The sequence below is a fragment of the Methanococcoides sp. LMO-2 genome, assembly GCF_038432375.1.
Lineage (GTDB): Archaea > Halobacteriota > Methanosarcinia > Methanosarcinales > Methanosarcinaceae > Methanococcoides > Methanococcoides cohabitans.
In genome coordinates this window covers 790,929-809,290 of the sequence record NZ_JBCAUS010000002.1, presented here as the reverse complement: position 1 = coordinate 809,290, position 18,362 = coordinate 790,929, and the positions used below count along the sequence as shown (strand labels likewise).

At 44.1% G+C, this 18,362-nt stretch carries 23 protein-coding genes; 18 read left to right on the top strand and 5 right to left on the bottom strand.

Annotated features, from left to right (window positions below):
* Positions 1-147 precede the first annotated feature (147 nt).
* From WOA13_RS04115 to ftsY, 10 genes are all read left to right on the top strand, one after another.
* A complete protein-coding gene (locus tag WOA13_RS04115; RefSeq protein ID WP_342126706.1) occupies positions 148-1,419 on the top strand; it encodes an adenylosuccinate synthase in 1,272 nt (423 codons plus the stop codon).
* 203 nt (positions 1,420-1,622) lie between these two features.
* Positions 1,623-2,072: a 30S ribosomal protein S19e gene (locus tag WOA13_RS04110; RefSeq protein WP_342126705.1), complete on the top strand. Its 450-nt coding sequence runs from the start codon at positions 1,623-1,625 to the stop codon at positions 2,070-2,072.
* Between the two features lie 108 nt (positions 2,073-2,180).
* A complete protein-coding gene (locus WOA13_RS04105) occupies positions 2,181-2,534 on the top strand; it encodes a DNA-binding protein (RefSeq protein WP_048204924.1) in 354 nt (117 codons plus the stop codon).
* A 2-nt stretch (positions 2,535-2,536) separates the two neighbouring features.
* The gene (locus tag WOA13_RS04100; protein WP_342126704.1) at positions 2,537-3,130 is read left to right on the top strand and encodes a DUF7411 family protein; all 594 of its coding nucleotides are present in this window, start codon (positions 2,537-2,539) and stop codon (positions 3,128-3,130) included.
* A 146-nt stretch (positions 3,131-3,276) separates the two neighbouring features.
* Entirely contained in the window at positions 3,277-3,432 is a 156-nt protein-coding gene (locus WOA13_RS04095) for a 50S ribosomal protein L39e (RefSeq protein ID WP_135612636.1), read from the top strand.
* A gap of 10 nt (positions 3,433-3,442) precedes the next feature.
* Positions 3,443-3,709, top strand: a complete 267-nt coding sequence (locus tag WOA13_RS04090) for a 50S ribosomal protein L31e (RefSeq protein ID WP_342126703.1) — start codon at positions 3,443-3,445, stop codon at positions 3,707-3,709.
* Between the two features lie 49 nt (positions 3,710-3,758).
* On the top strand, positions 3,759-4,412 hold the full coding sequence (locus tag WOA13_RS04085; RefSeq protein ID WP_342126702.1) for a translation initiation factor IF-6: 654 nt from the start codon (positions 3,759-3,761) through the stop codon (positions 4,410-4,412).
* A 45-nt stretch (positions 4,413-4,457) separates the two neighbouring features.
* The gene (gene rpl18a / locus WOA13_RS04080) at positions 4,458-4,634 is read left to right on the top strand and encodes a 50S ribosomal protein L18Ae (RefSeq protein WP_342126701.1); all 177 of its coding nucleotides are present in this window, start codon (positions 4,458-4,460) and stop codon (positions 4,632-4,634) included.
* Positions 4,635-4,639: 5 nt separating this feature from the next.
* On the top strand, positions 4,640-5,056 hold the full coding sequence (pfdA, locus tag WOA13_RS04075) for a prefoldin subunit alpha (protein WP_342126700.1): 417 nt from the start codon (positions 4,640-4,642) through the stop codon (positions 5,054-5,056).
* 60 nt (positions 5,057-5,116) lie between these two features.
* Positions 5,117-6,286 (top strand): signal recognition particle-docking protein FtsY, encoded by a 1,170-nt coding sequence (gene ftsY, locus WOA13_RS04070; RefSeq protein ID WP_342126699.1) that lies wholly within the window; start codon positions 5,117-5,119, stop codon positions 6,284-6,286.
* Positions 6,287-6,469: 183 nt separating this feature from the next.
* Here the strand turns inward: ftsY and trpA are convergent, their stop codons facing one another.
* The 5 genes from trpA to WOA13_RS04045 form a co-directional block, all read right to left on the bottom strand.
* Entirely contained in the window at positions 6,470-7,249 is a 780-nt protein-coding gene (trpA, locus tag WOA13_RS04065) for a tryptophan synthase subunit alpha (RefSeq protein WP_342126698.1), read from the bottom strand.
* A gap of 1 nt (position 7,250) precedes the next feature.
* A complete protein-coding gene (gene trpB, locus WOA13_RS04060) occupies positions 7,251-8,435 on the bottom strand; it encodes a tryptophan synthase subunit beta (protein ID WP_342126697.1) in 1,185 nt (394 codons plus the stop codon).
* Positions 8,432-9,280: an indole-3-glycerol-phosphate synthase gene (locus WOA13_RS04055; protein ID WP_342126696.1), complete on the bottom strand. Its 849-nt coding sequence runs from the start codon at positions 9,278-9,280 to the stop codon at positions 8,432-8,434. The genes trpB and WOA13_RS04055 overlap by 4 nt, the downstream gene beginning before the upstream one ends.
* A gap of 67 nt (positions 9,281-9,347) precedes the next feature.
* Positions 9,348-9,710, bottom strand: a complete 363-nt coding sequence (locus WOA13_RS04050) for a hypothetical protein (RefSeq protein ID WP_048204934.1) — start codon at positions 9,708-9,710, stop codon at positions 9,348-9,350.
* On the bottom strand, positions 9,703-10,491 hold the full coding sequence (locus tag WOA13_RS04045; protein ID WP_342126695.1) for a hypothetical protein: 789 nt from the start codon (positions 10,489-10,491) through the stop codon (positions 9,703-9,705). The genes WOA13_RS04050 and WOA13_RS04045 overlap by 8 nt, the downstream gene beginning before the upstream one ends.
* Positions 10,492-10,729: 238 nt before the next feature.
* Here WOA13_RS04045 and WOA13_RS04040 point away from each other — a divergent pair, with 238 nt between their 5' ends.
* The 8 genes from WOA13_RS04040 to WOA13_RS04005 all read left to right on the top strand — a co-directional run bounded on the left by WOA13_RS04040 (position 10,730) and on the right by WOA13_RS04005 (position 18,358).
* Positions 10,730-11,515, top strand: a complete 786-nt coding sequence (locus WOA13_RS04040) for an archaellin/type IV pilin N-terminal domain-containing protein (protein ID WP_342126694.1) — start codon at positions 10,730-10,732, stop codon at positions 11,513-11,515.
* 40 nt (positions 11,516-11,555) lie between these two features.
* Positions 11,556-12,332, top strand: coding sequence for an archaellin/type IV pilin N-terminal domain-containing protein (locus tag WOA13_RS04035; RefSeq protein ID WP_342126693.1), 777 nt, complete (start codon positions 11,556-11,558; stop codon positions 12,330-12,332).
* Positions 12,333-12,532: 200 nt separating this feature from the next.
* Complete coding sequence (locus tag WOA13_RS04030; RefSeq protein WP_342126692.1) at positions 12,533-13,474, top strand: hypothetical protein; 942 nt, start codon at positions 12,533-12,535, stop codon at positions 13,472-13,474.
* Between the two features lie 104 nt (positions 13,475-13,578).
* Positions 13,579-13,821 (top strand): glutaredoxin family protein, encoded by a 243-nt coding sequence (locus tag WOA13_RS04025; RefSeq protein ID WP_342126691.1) that lies wholly within the window; start codon positions 13,579-13,581, stop codon positions 13,819-13,821.
* Between the two features lie 12 nt (positions 13,822-13,833).
* Positions 13,834-14,754 (top strand): thioredoxin-disulfide reductase, encoded by a 921-nt coding sequence (gene trxB, locus WOA13_RS04020; RefSeq protein ID WP_342126690.1) that lies wholly within the window; start codon positions 13,834-13,836, stop codon positions 14,752-14,754.
* A gap of 134 nt (positions 14,755-14,888) precedes the next feature.
* Positions 14,889-15,281, top strand: coding sequence for a DUF2111 domain-containing protein (locus WOA13_RS04015; protein ID WP_342126689.1), 393 nt, complete (start codon positions 14,889-14,891; stop codon positions 15,279-15,281).
* A 167-nt stretch (positions 15,282-15,448) separates the two neighbouring features.
* Entirely contained in the window at positions 15,449-16,336 is an 888-nt protein-coding gene (locus WOA13_RS04010) for a serine/threonine-protein kinase RIO2 (protein WP_048204942.1), read from the top strand.
* Positions 16,337-16,381: 45 nt separating this feature from the next.
* Positions 16,382-18,358 (top strand): DUF460 domain-containing protein, encoded by a 1,977-nt coding sequence (locus tag WOA13_RS04005; protein ID WP_342126688.1) that lies wholly within the window; start codon positions 16,382-16,384, stop codon positions 18,356-18,358.
* The last annotated feature ends 4 nt before the right edge of the window (positions 18,359-18,362 follow it).

Genomic DNA, 18,362 nt, shown 5'->3' with positions numbered 1-18,362 from the left:
AGGAGTTAAGTTGTTATTTGGATCGATCGGATGTTTTTATTTTTATCTTTGAATTTTTTCATCTTTAATGATCGATAATGTTCTGTTTTTTCAAATCGTTTGATGTTGCCAAATCCTTTATATGTATAAACTGCAATTCCACCCTCTATGTTTACTATTCTGACAGGATCACAGTTTGGTGATGAAGGAAAAGGAAAGATCGTTGACCTGCTTTCAAAAGACTACGATCTTGTCGTCAGGTTTCAGGGTGGCGACAACGCCGGTCATACGGTAACGGTTGGTGAAGATGTCTATAAACTTCATTTGATACCTTCCGGGTTCTTGCTTGATTCAAGGGTGTTGATAGGTCCGGGCACTGTACTGAACCCTGAGGTTCTGGCAGAAGAGATCGATATGCTTGCTGAAGGCGGTGTAGACGTCCATTCCGATAAGCTTGGTATCGATGCCAAGACCAGTATCATTATGCCATATCATATTGAGATGGACGGTCTTCTTGAATCATCCCGTAAGGAAAAGATCGGCACTACCAAGAGAGGTATTGCCTTTGCTTATATGGACAAGATCGCGAGGGATGAGATCCGCATGGGCGACCTGGTTGATGCCGAGAAACTTATGAACAGACTTTCGTTGATAACAGCTTCCAAAGAGGCAGCGATCAAGGAGCTTGGCGGCGATCCTTCAATAGTTACTGATAAGGAACTTATAGACAAGTATCTGGAACTTGGTCAGAGGCTGGCACCTTATGTTACTGATGTATCATATGAGATCAACACAGCTATTGCAGATGGTAAGAATGTGATGGCTGAGGGTGCACAGGGTTCCCATCTTGATGTAATTCACGGTACTCAGAAGTTTGTAACCTCTTCAAGCACCATTGCAGGTTCCGCATGTGCAAATCTTGGTGTTGGGCCTACAAAGGTGGATGAGGTTCTTGGTATTGTTAAGGCTTATATTACAAGGGTCGGTGAAGGTCCGCTTCCAACAGAGCTTGATGATGAGGCCGGCAAACATTTACATGATGTGGGGCATGAGTTTGGTACAACTACGGGCAGGTCCCGCAGATGTGGATGGTTCGATCTCCCACTTCTGAAAAAGGCAATTTTCCTCAACGGCTACACAAGTGTCGCATTGACAAAACTGGACGTATTAACAGGCCTTGACACCATCAGGCTTTGTGTTGCCTATGATCTTGATGGGGAACGCCTCGAGTATCCGCCGATCGACACTTCCGATCTTGGCAGGTGCAAACCTATCTATGAAGATATGCCGGGTTGGTCTGATGATCTTACGGATGTCAAGAGCTATGCAGAAGTTCCTGAGCTTGCCCGCAATTATGTCGAAAAGCTTGAAGAATTGATGGGTGTGCCTATTGAGTATGTGTCTGTAGGGCCTGGCAGGGAGCAGACTTTCAGGAAATAATCTGTTAAAGATATAATCCACTGCATGGGTTGGGGCTGTATATATGGAGGCTGCCGAAACACGTATATACTAACCGATAAATTACAACCCTATTTCCATGCACAAATTATGGTAGATAATTATACTTGCTGGCGACAAGTTTATCGAATAAACCAAATACAAACAAAAACCTAATCAATACATTTCATTCCAAGGAGGATAAAATGACTACAGCATATGATGTTCCTGCTGCAGATATTATTGCAAAGCTGGCAGAGAAACTAGAAGAGAACGATCAGATCAATGCTCCCGAATGGGCAGCTCACGTTAAGACAGGTGTTCACAAGGAACTGCCACCTATTGATAATGGCTGGTGGTACACCCGCTGTGCAGCTATCATGAGGACAATTTACATGAAGGGTCCTATTGGTGTTGAGAGACTCAGGTCTGTCTATGGTGGCAAGAAGAACAGAGGTGCAAACCCATCCAAGAAAGCAAAAGGAAGCGGTTCAGTTGCAAGGGAAGCACTCCAGCAGCTCGAGAGTGCAGGCTTTGTGCGCACTTTGAAGAGCGGAAGGGTAATTGCTCCTGCAGGGCAGTCCATTCTTGACAACACAGCAGTAGAGGTCAAGAACGATCTTGTCGAGACAATTCCGGAACTTGCAAAGTACTGAATGGCTTGTATGGGAGTTGATCTCCCCTGCTTAAGCTACATGATAGTTGCTTATAATGATCCTTTGTCGGATCATTTATGATTAAATCGGAAAGGAAGTGATGAAGTAATGGTGGACGATCTTGAAGCTATTCGAAGGAAAAGACTTGCTGAGATGCAACAACAGCAGGCAGCTCCTCAGATGGAGAATGATGCCCAGGCTGCATATCAGCAGGAACAGGCACAGGCTGAAAGGGACGCCCAGGTCCAGGCGGTCCTTCGTCAGATAATGACTCCTGAGGCAAGAGAAAGGCTTACTCGCCTGAAACTATCACGCAAGGAACTGGCAGAACAGCTTGAATCCCAGCTTGTGATGTTAGCTCAGAGTGGTCGCCTGCAGTCTAGAATAGACGATGAAAGGCTAAAATTGCTTCTTTCACAGATGCAGCCCAAAAAACGTGAACCTACCATCACACGTATGTGAACATGAAAGCTCAGGTACTGTTCAGTGGAGGAAAAGACAGTTCATTATCTGCGATCCTGCTTGACCCATTCTTTGATGTCGAACTCGTGACCTGCAGTTTCTCGGTCCTTCCGGTTGGGGAAATTGCAAAGGTTGCCGCAGATGAGCTGGGTTATTCCCACAGAGTACTAGAACTTGATAAAGGTATACTGGAATCGGCTCTGGCTATCATTATTGAAGATGGATATCCGAGGAATGCTATCAATTACATACACCGTATCGTGATCGAGACCCTTGCAAGGGAAGAGGATGTCTCTTTGATCGCAGATGGTGTAAGGCGTGATGATCGCGTTCCAAAGCTCACTGATGCAGAGGTCCGGAGCATAGAGGATCGCTTCGGTGTAGACTATGTATGCCCTCTTCAGGGCTATGGCAGAAGTGCAGTTAATAAGCTGGTAAGTCGGTATCTGGTTATAGAGGAAGGTCAGAGTGACAGTATTGCGAAAGCGGACTATGAGACCGAACTTCGTGAACTGATAAGGCAGCAATATGGTGATGATAAAGTACTTGAGATCTTTCCGGAGCATGTTCAGTCAAGGGTTATCGGGCGTGTCTGATGATGTCCGACCGGGCAACTCTTTATGTAATGGTACTTAAAAACAGGAATTGATCGTACATAGATTAATAATTTATAGGATAATCGATTTATAGACGCAAATCTTTTAGATTGGCGTTACAATTAATCAAATCACAGGTGAGATAAGTGAGCCACAATACAAAAGGACAGAAAATGAGGTTGGCAAAGGCGCATAACCAGAATCAGCGCGTTCCAACCTGGGTTATCATAAAGACTAACAGACAAGTTGTTAGCCACCCTAAGAGAAGACACTGGAGAAGAAATAGTTTAGACGTAAAGTAAGGTGATGACAATGGCAGAAGACGCGGTAAAGGAACAGATATACACAATTCCACTTCGTGAGGCAAAGCTTGCACCAAGGTGGAAACGTTCCAGCAGGGCAGTTTCACTTATCAGGAAATTCCTGATAAGACACATGAAGGCAGATCCTTCACAGATCAAGATTGATGCTTCCGTCAACCATAAGGTTTGGGAAAGGGGTTCTCAGAAACCACCATCTTCCATACGCATTCGTGCAGCTATGTTCGATGATGGTGAAGTTCAGGCAGAACTTGCCTGATCCCTCTTTCAATTGATGGATATTATTTAACAAAAGTGTAAGGACAATAATGATCAAAACAGTGAACATTTATGACAATCCCGTGTTAGGGGTTTTTGCTACATGTACTGAAGATGTGGCAGTTGTTCCTATCGGTACAACTAAGAAGGTCGTTGATATGCTTACAGAACTGCTTGATGTAAAGGTAGTTTCTACATTGATCAATGGCAGTACTGTTGTAGGTTCTCTTTCCAGGGGCAACTCGAATGGTTTTTTACTATGCAGGGATGCCAGTGTCAACGATCTAAAAGACGTTGATGTCCCTGTGGAAGTGCTTCCAGACAGGCTCACAGCCACTGGAAACGTGATCCTGGCAAATGATAACGCTGCACTTGTGCATCCGGATATCAGTGACAGGTCAATGGAGATTATATCAAGGGTTCTTGGTGTTGATGTTCACAGAGGTACGATCGCAGGTCTCGGTACTGTCGGGATGTCCGGAGTAGTTACCAACAGAGGTCTTCTGGTTCACCCAATGGTGACACAGGAAGAGCTTGCACATCTTGAGGAAGTATTTGATCTTCCTGTGGATGTGGGAACTACAAATTACGGCTCACAGGCAGTAGGTTCAGGCTTACTGGCCAACTCAAAGGGTTATGTGGCAGGTTCAAGTACTACCGGACATGAACTGGGCAGGATCGAGGATGCTCTGTTCTTTGATTGATCATAATATTGTCTAAAATAAACATTATAAAACAGGTGATTCCGTATGCAGAATTATGTTGTCAAAGGCACATTCAAAGCAGGTCATTCTTGGGAAAAATTCACAAAGACCATTGAGAGCCAGAACGAGAAGAATGCTCGTGAAAAGACGTATTCTATCTTCGGCAGTAAACATGGTCTCAACAGGTCATTGATCAAGATCGATAGTGTCGTAGAGGCGTGAAGTACATGTCAGAAATAAGTGAGCAGGATGTGAGAAATCTCGCAGTTCAGCACCGTGAGCTCCAGCAACAGGCAGAATCCCTGCAGCAGCAGATGGGAATGGTTCAGATGTCCATCGAAGACTGCACACGTGCTATAGCAACCCTTGATGAGCTTGATGCAGTTTCAGGCGCCATCAATACGATGATCCCTCTGGGAGGTGGAACATTTATACATGCAGATGTTTCCAACGTCGAAAAGGTTGTTGTAGGTCTTGGCGCAGGTATCAGTGCGGAGAAATCCCCGTCTGAAGCAAAAGAACTCCTTAACAGACGCAAGGAGGAGCTCGGTAAGGTCATTGAACGCCTGAATGGATCACTTTCTCAGATCGGACAACGTATCCAATCCATAGAGTCTATGATTGGTAACAGAAGTCCTCAGTGAACCCTGTTCATGAAGTTCTGATACTCTTTTTATTTTTATTATTTTTAGGGATGAGTTTGCGTGTTCAATAAACTCAAGGATAAACTCAATAATTTCAAGCAATCCATCGGTAAGACCATCGATGAGAAGGCAGTTGATCTCGAAGAACCAATAGTGGAGTCTGTAGAAGAGTCTATAGGAGAAACTACAGAAGCACCTATTGAAGACACGATGGTTGAAGAGGTCACAGAGGTTGTTAAGGAAGTTCCTGCTGAACCGGTCAAGGTAGCCGCAGAACCTTCCACACAGGGACAATCAGATGTTCCTGAAAGCCAGCCTGAAAAAAAGGCTTCATTCAAGCAGAAGATAGGATTTGCTCAAAAGGCAAAAGCGCTTGTTTTTGAGCGTGAGGTCATACTTGATGAGGATGACATAAGTGATGCTCTCTGGGAGCTTGAGATGGCCTTGCTTGAAAGTGATATTGCTATCACTGTGGCTGAAGCGATCGTTGAGGCCGTCAAGGACGAACTTGTAGGCAGCCGTAAGAAGATCGGTAGCAATACCGGCGAGCTTGTGGAGCAGGCACTCAGGAATGCTATATACAATGTGATGGCAGCCAATGTCTTCGACCTTGATGAATACATCGAGAAAGCTGACAAACCTGTTCACATCGTTTTCATTGGTATCAACGGTACCGGAAAGACCACTACTATCTCAAAGATGGCAAAACGGCTGAAAGACATGAACTATTCTGTTGTTATTGCAGCAGGCGATACTTTCAGGGCCGGGGCAATCGACCAGATCGCCATCCATGCAGAAAGGATCGGTGTCAAGCTGATAAAACATCAGGAAGGCGGGGACCCTGCCGCAGTCGTCTATGATGCTGTGCAGCACGCAAAGGCCAACAATGCGGATGTTATCCTTTCTGATACAGCAGGAAGGATGCATACAAATGTCAACCTCATGGCTCAGCTTGAGAAGGTCTGCCGTGTGAGCACTCCTGACCTGATCATCTTCGTTGATGAAGCGGTTGCAGGTAATGATGCTGTGGAACGTGCAGAACAGTTCAACAGTGCAGTACCTATTGATGGTTCCATACTGACCAAAACAGACGCAGATTCAAAAGGCGGTGCTGCGATCTCAATTGCATATATCACCGGGAAGCCTATCCTTTTCCTTGGAATGGGTCAGGGATATGATGATCTGCAGAAGTTCGATCCGAAATGGTTTGTGGACCAGCTGTTTGAATAAAAAAGTGCCTTAAAAAGACCTGAATCTTAGGTTTAATTCTTTCTAAGATCGGGCTAAATTAAGCAAAACAAGATCTTAACAAAAAAGGTCTTTGAGATATAATATTTCAAAGACCTTCTCAGTTATTTTTGAATTAATCTTATTGTTCTATTTGGAAAATTTCAGGATATTGTCAGGATATTATCAGTTCGTCCTGCATCCATCCTTAATATCCTTTGCAAGCTCCTCAAGCCTCTGGTTAACATTTTCCCCGGATGCTATGATATCCACGAAAGCAGATCCGACAATTACTCCATCTGCTCCGGCAGAAACCACTCTTGAGGCCTGATCTCCGTTGGATATTCCAAAGCCTACAGCTTTTGGTACATCGGTCTTAACCCTGGAGAGTATCTGTGCTGTTGCATCCGTGACATCTGAACGTGCTCCGGTAACACCAAGTCTTGATACAATATAGACAAATCCGGAACATTTCTCCAGTATCATCTTTATCCTTTCGTCGGTGGTGACGGGTGAAATCAGGAATATCAGGTCAATGTCCTTATTAGCACATGCCTTTGCAAGATCTTCACTTTCCTCGGCAGGCAGATCTGGTATTATGAGTCCGCTAATCCCTGAGTTGACACAATCTTCTACAAAACTGTCAAGACCTCGCTGGAATACAAGGTTGTAATAGGTCATGCATACAAGGGGGACATCCACGTCAAGAGATGCAACAAGCTCAAAATACCTGTCAGGGTTCATTCCGGCTTTCAGCGCTCTCTCGGATGCTTCCTGTATGGTAGGTCCGTCTGCGACCGGGTCGGAAAATGGTAATCCAAGTTCAATTATGTCTGCACCGCCTTTGATCAGTGCATCTACGATCCCCGGAGTTGACTCGATATCCGGATCGCCTGCACAAACGTATGACAATAATGCAGCTTCATTCTTACCTTTAAGTTCATTGAATTTAGTAGATAATTTCATATTACTCACCCAGGTCGATCTTTCGAACAGCTTCAAGGTCCTTGTCTCCTCTTCCTGAGAGGTTGATCACCACAAGCTCACCAAGGTCACCTGATTCTGCTGCTTCCATAACATGGGCAACAGCATGTGAGGATTCCAGTGCAGGGATGATGCCTTCCATAAGGCTCAGTTCGTGGAATGCATTGAGTGCCATATCATCATTTGCAACACGAGGCGTGATCCTGCCAATATCTGCAAGGTATGCCAGTTCCGGCCCGACTCCTGAATAATCCAGTCCGGCAGAGACCGAACTTGATTCCAGTATCTGTCCGTACCTGTCCTGAAGGATCCGGGTGCGAGCGCCCTGAAGTACACCATCCTCTCCTACAGAAAGGGATGCTGAGTGAAGTGCAGCTTTTTCTGTTTGTTTCATACCACTTCCACCGGCTTCCACAGCAACGAGGTCTACCTCCTTGTCTTCAACGAACGGGTGGAATATTCCCATTGCGTTACTGCCGCCTCCTGTACATGCTACAATGGAATCGGGGTATCGTCCTTCTTTTTCCATTATCTGCTGTTTGACCTCGTTCCCGATCACGCTCTGGAAGTCCCTTACCATCATCGGATATGGGTGTGGCCCCACTACAGAACCTATCAGGTAATGCGTGTTCTCTACGTTAGAGACCCAGTCCCTTAAGGCCTCATTAATCGCATCCTTGAGTGTCTTTGAACCGGATTCAACCGGATGGACCGTGGCACCCATAAGCTCCATGCGGTAAACGTTCATTCGTTGCCTGACGGTATCCTTTGCTCCCATGTAAACGTGGGTTTGGAATCCCATGTTCGTACCTGCCATGGCAGTTGCAGTTCCATGCTGGCCTGCTCCGGTCTCAGCTACCAGTCTTGTTTTTCCCATGTATTTTGCAAGTAGTGCCTGGCCGATGGTGTTGTTCAGTTTGTGTGCACCACCATGTACGAGATCCTCCCTTTTCAGGTAGATCTTGACACCGTACTTCTTGCTCATGTTCTTCGCATAATACAATGGGGTCTCACGCCCTGCAAAGTCTTTGAGGTAATAATCCAGTTCCTTAAGGAATTCGGGATCGTTCCTGTACTTTTCATATCCTTCCTCAAGCTCCTCAAGGGCCGGCATAAGTATCTCGGGGACAAATTGTCCTCCATACTTGCCATACTTTGGTCCACTCATATTATTTCCTCCTCATTGTCATTTGTATCTGGTTCAAGAGCATCAACAAGTTCCTTTGTCTTGCTGTATATGTCGTCATTTTTCACAATGGATGTTCCTATCAGTATTGCATCGGCACCAGCTGAGATCATCCTTCTAACGTCGTCTGCAGTATGAACTCCGCTTTCACTTATTATGAGGTGGTCAGTGCCGCTTTTGCGATCATGTTCCTTTATCAATGGTATAAGTTCTTCTGTCGTTGAAATATCAATTATCATGGTTGTAAGGTCTCTGTTGTTGATCCCGATGATCTTCGCAGAGGTCTCAAGGGCATTGAGCAATTCTTCTTCGTTATGTACCTCTACCAGAGGTTCGAACCCTTTTGAGCGTGCATACAGGATGAACTCTTCAAGCTTTTCATTCAGAAGACCTGCTATGAGCAATATAAGGTCACTTTTAACTTCGTCGAACTGGGCCTTGTCGATGATGAAGTCCTTCCTGAGGACAGGTATTGATACATTTTCCCTGACCGATCTCAGGTTATCTATCGTCCCATCAAAAAATTCAGGTTCAGTCAGGACGGATATTGCAGCTACTCCTGCTCTTTCCATTTCCACAGCTATTCTTTTTGCTTCTGAAGGATCTATATCCCTTATTTTCATTGACGGGGATGCCGGCTTTACCTCTGAGATTATAGGGGCTTTACCTTTCTGTTTTTTTGATAATATTGAGTTGATAATGGTATTTGTATCTCTGGCTGTATCGTGGGCTGAACTAATTGGCAGAACTTCATTGCTCTTCATTTTGTGAAGTTCTTTGACTCGCTTTTCAGTTGAATTGACAATTTCATGTATTGCAGAATGCATATTAACCACTTATGTACAACAATGCTCAATGATGTACATAAAGTTAATAGTATATACGTTTTGCGGATTATGGTAGTCGTTCAAGCATCTTTCTGATCATCTTTGTCTTCTTGTAGAATGCCGAACTATCCTTTAGGAAATTAGCAGCTATAAGTCCTTTATCCGTAATGATATATCCGCCACGTTGTACCTTTTCAGCAAGACCTTCAAGCTGGAATACATTCTTCATCTTGCTTCCTATGCTTCCGCGATCAGCGATCTGGTCTGTGTATTCCCTGATCTGTGAGAATTCCGTGATCTTTCCTTCGTTCTTCTTGAGCACAAGCAGAATCACGCGATACTGGATATCTCCGGGTCCCTGATTGATGCCAAGGGACTGGTAGAATTCTGCAACTTCTTTCTCATGAGCAATATCGATCACTTCAGGCATTTACATCTACCTCGGGATCGTTCTCTTCTGCTTCATTGTATGGCTCATAGTTCTTTTCTTCGATCCCAAGCTTTTCCTGGAGTGTCATTGGTGGGAAATAGGATAGATATGCAAGGATCGTGCCGATCAGTATGAATATCCTTGCAACCAGCTGCATTACATCGAGGTTGGTGATCATGTCTATGAGCATGAAATCTATGACAAAGGATATGGCCACGAGTAGTAGAGCTGTATGGTATAGCTGTTTTTTTGGGACTTTCCTGAGAACGATCAATGCCATTATTCCCAATATCATTGCAGTTGGTAATATGAACAATCCCACAAGGTAGATATCGATTGCAATATCGCTATTCACAGTTATAATGGAGGTCCAGTATGAGGTATTTGGTTGCATGATTCCTTGATTGAACAGGAACATCAGGTATGCTAATCCGAAGGTAGAGAAGATAACTCCTGTGAACGTACTTATCTTTTTATTGCCTGTAAGTATATATATCAATGTATATACCAGAGGAACAGAAGTGAATGTAAAGGGTACTGCTGCTGCATAATAAATAGACATATCAAGTCCTGTATTGCCAGAGTAAGCAGATATCATACGTAGTGCAGTGAAGAAATATGTAATGGCGATAAGTACCCAAAGGGCCGTCAGTGCTCTGAGTGAGGGTTTTGTATTATCGTTCCATAAAGGTTTTGTCTTTACGATCACTGCTGCAAATGTAATGGATATGATCGTGATGGCAAAACATATCGTAGTGTTTAAAAGTAGTCCTGCACTCATTTTATTACCCTTTTTAAGCAAGTAATGACTTTTTAACATCAAATTATTTATTCTGTTTGGTATGTATGTGTTATTTGTTTGAAATTTCCAACCGGAGAGTATATATACTAATTATCTCATACTCATTATGATAATTATATCTTTAAGTACTATATAGCATTGTTTGTTCCGGTTGAACTTGAACGAACGTGTGTTGAGTACTTGATACCAACCCATACTCTTAATTTGGAGGCCCAAAGTGAAATCTGAAAAATTAAATTTCATTCGCAAAGATTCCTGTGGACAGGTTGGTATTGGAACCCTTATTATCTTCCTCGCCATGATCCTGGTGGCTTCTGTGGCAGCTGGTGTGCTTATCCAGACTTCCGGTGTACTACAGCAAAAGGCACAGGCAACCGGCACCCAGGCAACCGAGGAGATCACTTCAAACCTGAAGATAATAGGTATTGAAGGTATCAGGGCAAATGATGGCGGATCCAATATGTCCGACTCAATTGACCTTCTAAAGATAAAAACGGGTTTGAGTGTTGGCACCAGTGAAGTCGATCTTAGCACACTTATAATTACCATTTCAGATGGTCAGGTGACCAATGATCTGGTCTATGGTAGTAATACTATCCTCTATGGAAGTCAAATGGATGGTTTTACCGGTGATGTTACCACCGGAGATCTTTCAGCACTGTTGAACAATACGCATGCAGTTGCAGGACCTAACATCGCATCCTTTTTCACAGTTGAAAGGATGAGGGATGAGGATAATTCCCTGGCTGCTTCCACACCTGTACTTAACTCAGGAGATATTGCTATCATCTACATCGGAACTGCAAGTTCTGATGCAGTAAGTTACACTTATCTTGGTGACTTCAACGCGACAGAGTCCGGTGTAAGCCTGAAGGATTCCGGCCTTGTCCTTAATTCAAGGACAGAAGTGGATATCCAGATCACTCCGGAAAAAGGAGCACAGACGATCTCAACTTTTGTGATCCCTACTTTGAATATAGATGAAAAATACATGATAAGGTAAAATTTCGATTATCAAATTAACTCTATGAGGAGATGAATAAATGAAAGCAAACAACAAACATCTGATGAAAAAAGATGAGCGTGCACAGGTAGGTATCGGCACACTTATTATCTTCATCGCAATGGTATTGGTAGCCGCAGTCGCTGCCGCAGTATTGATCCAGACATCTGGAGTTCTCCAGGAAAGAGCATCATCAACCGGCCAGCAGGCTGCTCAGGAAGTATCATCCAACATGATGATCAAGAGTATTGAGGGTGTAAGATCAGCTGATGCTGGTGGCAACCTCTCTGATTCCGTAGATCTTCTTAAAGTCAAAGTCGCACTCAATATTGGTAGCTCTGACATAGACCTTAACCAGGTTGTTATCACTGTAACAGACGGTGTTACTACAAACGATCTTGTCTATGCTGGTAACGAAAAAACATATGTTACTGATATGGATAGTCTTGACACAGCAAACGCTACAGCAAGTATGGTTGCACTGCTTGAAGGCAACACAACTGATATTGGTGACAACGGCAAATACTTCTTCACTGTTGAAAAGATAAGAGATGAGGATGAGTCATTCTCACAGGAAAGCCCTATTATGAACCAAGGGGATCTTGTTACAATCTACATATCAACTGCAGCAACTGATGCAACCAGTAACACTGTTGTTGGTGACGTATCTGTAACAGAACTTAAAGACACTGGTATTACGATTGAGCCAAGATCAGAACTCAGCATACTGCTGACACCTGAAGCAGGTTCATCAACCACTGCTTCATTCACTGCACCATCCTTCGGTGTAGACACAAACATCGGACTTTACCCATAAGGTGAACTAATTCACCTTATTCTTTTTTCTTTTTAGATCCCTAAATTCTAAAAATTGCTTTTTTGTAGTTATCAATTTATACTTGTTTCTTTATACTAGGTTCAAGTTAGTAAGCTAGAATCTATTAAATCATACATGGTTTTTACATATTAGAAATTGCATAGCCTTATGCAAGGGGTTATTTTCATATGGTGGTAGTATTGGAAAAAACGTTATTCTGTACGATGATGTGTGCGGTCATGCTGCTTGTAGCAGGTAGCGGATGCCTTGGTTCTGGCGGTGATGAAGCGGTAAATGAAACTGTCACATCATTCCTTTCCTCTTTTAATGAAGGGGATGTTGACATTGCTTTCTCTTACTATGAAGGAAAGGACTTCCTTGTGCCTGCAACGCTGGAGATCAAATTCAAGAACAAGGATATTTTAGTCGGTTCCATAGAGCAGTTCGAACTGAAAGACACAGTTGTTCAGGATGATGTCGCTTACACAACTGCAGTATGTACGGTCACACGCTTTGAAAGGAACAAGGCTGCAGGTACAGATGAGAAACTGATATATTTCAGGCTCCAGAAGGTCGGTGGTATCTGGATGATCACGAAAGTAAGTCTCGATGGTCCGATCTCAACTGCTGAAGCACTTGAAAATGTAGAGGCCGATCCCACACCGCTTGATCCTATTATAAACAATATTCCGATTATCTCGGGTGTAACGGTTGCTATACTGGTCCTTGGGGTCTATCTTAACAAGAAGGAGAAATCCGGCGGAGGTTCCGGTGCTCCAGTGGTGGATATATCCACTGCTGTTCCTGTTGAGAAAGAGGCTCTGGCGCAATTCATCAGGGCTATGCCAGCTCAAATGTATTCTCCAGGCTCGAAAGCTCCGGTGGATGTATGGATCAAGAACTTCTCACAGCAACCGTATGACAACGTGACGATCATTGGTAACTTCCCGGGAACGGTTAAAGTAAAGAAGCCTGCATTATCATTTGGTAAAATTGGTCCGGGTGAGACTGTGAAAAAGACCTGGGATGTCACTCCGTCTGTTCCAGGTTGGGTGGCCATAGAAGATCCAATGGTCGTTTTCGATTATGCAGGTACAAGATATTCCGGTCAGCTTGATCCTGTATGGCTTAATGTGCAGTGAAATGAAGGTATCTTTTACCTTTCTTCTTTATTTTTTAGTGTGTATTTTTAATAGATGAGTTACATATTCTATTCTGTTATTTAACAAATCAGGGGAGATCGTTTATGGTAAAAGTAATTCTTGTTCATGCTTCATGGTGTCACGTATGTCCTGCTGCTAAAAAGTTATGGAATGACCTTAAATCTGAACATGACTTTGATTATGAAGAAGTAGACATTGACACTCCGGAGGGTGATGAGCTCTCTGAAAAGTATTCAATAATGTCAGTTCCGACGACTATTATCGATGGTGAGATCGCTTTTATTGGTGTTCCTGATAAAGGTGAAGCGCTTTCAAAAATATCCTGAGGGGGAATTCAAGTGGTCTATGATCTTATTATTGTAGGCGGTGGTCCCGGTGCTCTTTCTGCCGGCATCTATGCAGTACGCTACGGATTGGACACGCTGGTACTTGAGAAAGGATTCGTAAGTGGACAGATATCAACCACCGGTGATGTTGAAAACTATCCGGGTTTCATCTCAATAAAAGGCATGGACCTGATGGAAAAGTTCTCCGAACATGCGAAAGCAGCCGGTGTGGTAGTGGAGAATAGGGAGGTTATTGGAGTAAAGTCCGATGGTGATCATAAGATCGTTACAACGGATTCCGGGGATCTGAAAGCAATTAGTGTAATAATAGCTACGGGGGCAAAACCACGGCATCTTGGGGTTCCGGGAGAAGAGGAGTTCCGTGGAAAAGGCGTTTCCTATTGTGCTACCTGTGATGGTCCTTTCTTTAAGGATCGCAATGTAATAGTTGTAGGTGGAGGAGAATCTGCAATTACAGATTCATTGATCCTTGCCGATCGTGCAGCTTCTGTCTGTGTAGTACATCGCAGGAATGAGCTTCGGGCTTCACAGGTATTGCAGGAGAGGGCATTTGGAAAGCCTAACATCGAATTCTCATGGAACACGATTCTTGAAGAGATCATCGGTGATTCCGTTGTCAGAGAGGTCGCTCTTAGAAATACCTCTACTAATGAGGAATGGAGAAGTCTCATTGATGGGGTCTTCATCTATGTTGGTAATGAGCCTAACACCGAATTTGTTGATGTTGAAAAAGACGGATATGGTTTCATTGTGACCGACGAGAGAATGGCTACCTCAGAAGATGGAATATTTGCAGTTGGTGACTGCAGGAAAACTGTCCTGCGTCAGGTGATCACTGCTGCCAGTGATGGTGCCATAGCAGCATATGAGGCTTATGAATACGTATCTGCTATGAAAAGCAAAGGCGAATAACTTTATCCTGACTTTTTATATTTGTCGGGCATCGTGAGATATATAAACAATAGCTAATAGTTAGTAGCTAACAAATAACATGTGCTAAATAACAAATAATGACCTAAGATTTCAATTTCAGGTGGGATTTAACTATGATATGTTTGAAGATTTGTCAGGATTCTACTTCAGAGGATCTCAAGCCAATTGCAGAAGCAGTACATTCACTTCTTGGTATCCCTACTACTATAAGAAGCAAGAACTTCCATGGGATCAGGATGGAGAAGGGCCAGATCATTGATGATGATTATACCGGTCCTGTTCTGGAAGAGGTTCTGGAAAAGAATGAAGTAATCAGGAAAGTTCCTATGGACGGTGTTTATAGAGGCAAGGCCGTGGTGGTGGTTCCTATAAGGTCTAACGATGGTGAACTGTTGGGTGCTCTTGGCCTAGTGGATCTAGTAGCAGCTCTTGATATTCTCTCTGTTTTCCGTGAATATCCTGACATAGTGGGTGAAGTTGAGGACGCTAAAAAGCGTATGTCATGATGGCATACGGTCCTTTTCATTTGTTTTTATTCCTTTCTTATCTTCCTTTTCTTTTTATTTCATTAACGTTCTTTTCACCTATTTTCGTTTCATTTTATTCTTTATATTTCGTTTTATTTTAGACACGACAACAAAAGACTCTTTAATATTCAGGACAATTACTGGCGATGATAGATGACGTACTCAAGGTTTTCAGGAAACTGGATAGTAAGGACCTTCGAATTCTGACCGGTATCGAGATCGGGATGAAAAATTTTGAATGGGTTCCTCTGGAAGAGATCCGCAAATATACCAAAATGAATTTCGATCAACTTGAGTACAGGCTTCTCAGGCTTTTTAAGTCCAATATGGTAGTGGGGACAAAAACTCCTTATGAAGGCTATCAGATCTATTTTGACGGCTACGATGCACTTGCACTTAACACATTCGTCAAAAGGGAAAGTGTCAGTGCCATAGGTGAAGAGATCGGTGTGGGCAAGGAATCAGTTGTCCATGAAGCCATCAGGGAACCCGAGCTTGCTATTGCAGATCCTATTCCTGTTATTATCAAGTTCCACAGGGAAGGCAGGACAAGCTTCAAGCGTGTAAAGAGGGTCCGTGACCACCTTGTTGACAGGGAGCATTTTTCCTGGATATATGCAGCACGTCTGGCTGCCAAAAGGGAATATGATATCCTTCAGGAATTATACGGCAAGGTTTCCATACCCAAACCCCTTGATTACAACAGGCATGCCATCGTCATGGCTCCTGCGAAGGGGAGTATCCTTGTAAAGACCAAACTTCTGGAACCGGTATGGGTCCTCGATGAGATCCTTTCACAGATCAAGGTCGTTTACTCTCTTGGGATCATACACTCAGACCTCAGTGAATACAACATCTTCGTCAGTGATGAAGGTGTGGAGTTCATAGACTGGCCACAATATGTTACAGTGGACCATCCACATGCAGATGAGCTGCTTGAGAGGGATGTGTTCAATGTGCTGACACATTTCAGGCGGAAATATAATCTGGAAAAGGACATGGGCGAGGTTCTCAGCTTTATAAAAGAAGACTGAACAGTATGCTATAGTTATATGCTATAGCTACCAAATTTTAATTATATGGTTATTGATAGCGGGGTAATATTCGGCATCGACATAGCAAAAGGCTCCTCCCGGGCAAAGGAGCTGCCAAGGTACGCGGTCGCTGTGCTGAAAGAGGGGGAAATAACCCATCATAAAATGGTGCGTCTTCCACGCATCCTGAAGATGGTCCGTGAAGAGCATCCTGAATACATTGCAGTGGATAACATTTTCGAGCTCGCACCGGGAAAGAAGGAGCTTGTGCGATTCCTGGAGAAGCTTCCTCAAGGGGTCCGGCTTGTACAGGTCACAGGCGGTCTGCACAAGAAATCCCTGTTGCATCTTGCAAAGGAGAATGGATTGTCCTTCAACCAGTTCGATCCCAATGAAGAGGCGGAGACCTGTGCACGTTTAGCAAGTATGGGAATTGGTTCTGAAGTCTCCCTTTTTGAGGATATCACGAAGATCAAGGTGAGTCGTGCACGTTCCCTAGGGCGTGGAGGCTGGAGCCAGAACAGGTATCGTCGAAAGGTCCACGGTGCTGTGAGAGAAAGAAGCCGGGAGGTCGAAGCGATACTTAAAAAAGCCTCAAAAGAGCGTGGATACACGTATGATACCAGGATCTCAAAGGGATTCGGGGGCTATGTGCGTGCGGAGTTCACAGTATTTGCCAGGAGGGATCAGGTACCGGTTGGTTCCGGTTCCACAGCGGATGCCCAGATCCGTGTGAGCAGTGTGGTTCGTGACAAGATCCAGTATACTCCTTTGAAGAAGCTTAAGCGTCGTCCTACCATAGTGGGCATTGATCCCGGTACCACGGTGGGGATTGCTATACTATCTTTCGATGGTGAACTTCAGCTTTTGAAAAGTATTCGTGGGATCTCCCACGATGAAGTTGTCAAGCTTATAGCTGAATATGGTAAGCCTGCGGTCGTAGCTACGGATGTCACCCCGACACCGGGTGCTGTGGAGAAGATCAGGCGCAGTTTCAATGCTGTGATAAATACGCCTTCTACGGAAATATCCTCTGAGGAGAAGATCGCTCTTGGAAGGCCCTATGGTTATTCCAATGACCATGAGCGTGATTCCCTCGCAGCGGCCCTTTATGCTTACCGCAATTACAAGAACATGTTTTCGCGTGTTGAGAAGAAAGCACCTCCTCACCTGGATCTGGACCAGATAAAGCTGTATGTTATACAGGGCGCATCCATTGGCGAAGCCATAGAAAAGGTCTCTGGAGTACCGGTTCCAGCGAAGAAACCTGTTGGACCACCAAAGGTCATTGATGAAGATGCTGAAGAAAGGGAGAGGAAGGTTTCAGAGAAGCTTAAGCTAAAGGATAGCCAGATCAGCAATCTCAAAGATTATGTGCGTGAGCTCAAGAAGGACCTGAAATCAAAGGATAAGCGTATCTCAAAACTTGAACTCAAATTGGAGAAGATGAGGGAAGCCAACCATTTAGAGATCCGCAGGGACAAGGAGATCGAGATACGGGACCATAAGATCTCAGCCCTGAAAAAGGACTTGCGAAGGTCTAAGAAGTCATTAAAGAGGGCTCATAATGACATCAGGAAATTGAAGCAGATAAGGAAGATGGAGATCAAGGGTGAGGGAATCCCTGTAAAGATCCTTCCTACTTTTACTCGTGAGGCCATCCTGGAAACAAAGGATCGTCTTGGTATCAAGAAAGGGGATGTCATCTTCCTGGAGGATGCAAGCGGTGGCAGTACGGTGACAGCTTCGATGGTGGTTGAATTGGGAGTACGTGCAGTGATAACTTCCTCAAGTGTGACCTATGCTGCAGAAGATGTGTTCTTCAGGGCAAATCTGCCTCTGCTGAAAAATGTCAGGATACAGAGAGTTGACGATCTTGCAGTGGTCGATCCGGAACTTCTTCAGAAAGCTCTGGATGAGTGGGAGAAGCAGGCTGAGATAAAGCGTCAGGAAGAAAAAGAGAAGAAACTGAAGCACCTTGTAGATGAATACAGAAGTGAGAGGCGCAGGGGTCTTGCCTGAGTAG

What these genes read in the sequence shown, in the direction of transcription:
- WOA13_RS04050 (WP_048204934.1), bottom strand. Translation starts at nt 9,710, where the DNA reads ATGCCTGAAGTGATCGATATTGCTCATGAGAAAGAAGTTGCAGAATTC.
- WOA13_RS04105 (WP_048204924.1), top strand. Translation starts at nt 2,181, where the DNA reads ATGGTGGACGATCTTGAAGCTATTCGAAGGAAAAGACTTGCTGAGATG.
- trpA (WP_342126698.1), bottom strand. Translation starts at nt 7,249, where the DNA reads ATGAAATTATCTACTAAATTCAATGAACTTAAAGGTAAGAATGAAGCT.
- WOA13_RS04055 (WP_342126696.1), bottom strand. Translation starts at nt 9,280, where the DNA reads ATGCATTCTGCAATACATGAAATTGTCAATTCAACTGAAAAGCGAGTC.
- WOA13_RS04085 (WP_342126702.1), top strand. Translation starts at nt 3,759, where the DNA reads ATGATCAAAACAGTGAACATTTATGACAATCCCGTGTTAGGGGTTTTT.
- WOA13_RS04025 (WP_342126691.1), top strand. Translation starts at nt 13,579, where the DNA reads ATGGTAAAAGTAATTCTTGTTCATGCTTCATGGTGTCACGTATGTCCT.
- WOA13_RS04100 (WP_342126704.1), top strand. Translation starts at nt 2,537, where the DNA reads ATGAAAGCTCAGGTACTGTTCAGTGGAGGAAAAGACAGTTCATTATCT.
- pfdA (WP_342126700.1), top strand. Translation starts at nt 4,640, where the DNA reads ATGTCAGAAATAAGTGAGCAGGATGTGAGAAATCTCGCAGTTCAGCAC.
- WOA13_RS04005 (WP_342126688.1), top strand. Translation starts at nt 16,382, where the DNA reads ATGGTTATTGATAGCGGGGTAATATTCGGCATCGACATAGCAAAAGGC.
- trpB (WP_342126697.1), bottom strand. Translation starts at nt 8,435, where the DNA reads ATGAGTGGACCAAAGTATGGCAAGTATGGAGGACAATTTGTCCCCGAG.
- WOA13_RS04010 (WP_048204942.1), top strand. Translation starts at nt 15,449, where the DNA reads ATGATAGATGACGTACTCAAGGTTTTCAGGAAACTGGATAGTAAGGAC.
- WOA13_RS04115 (WP_342126706.1), top strand. Translation starts at nt 148, where the DNA reads ATGTTTACTATTCTGACAGGATCACAGTTTGGTGATGAAGGAAAAGGA.
- rpl18a (WP_342126701.1), top strand. Translation starts at nt 4,458, where the DNA reads ATGCAGAATTATGTTGTCAAAGGCACATTCAAAGCAGGTCATTCTTGG.
- WOA13_RS04035 (WP_342126693.1), top strand. Translation starts at nt 11,556, where the DNA reads ATGAAAGCAAACAACAAACATCTGATGAAAAAAGATGAGCGTGCACAG.
- WOA13_RS04110 (WP_342126705.1), top strand. Translation starts at nt 1,623, where the DNA reads ATGACTACAGCATATGATGTTCCTGCTGCAGATATTATTGCAAAGCTG.
- WOA13_RS04015 (WP_342126689.1), top strand. Translation starts at nt 14,889, where the DNA reads ATGATATGTTTGAAGATTTGTCAGGATTCTACTTCAGAGGATCTCAAG.
- WOA13_RS04045 (WP_342126695.1), bottom strand. Translation starts at nt 10,491, where the DNA reads ATGAGTGCAGGACTACTTTTAAACACTACGATATGTTTTGCCATCACG.
- WOA13_RS04090 (WP_342126703.1), top strand. Translation starts at nt 3,443, where the DNA reads ATGGCAGAAGACGCGGTAAAGGAACAGATATACACAATTCCACTTCGT.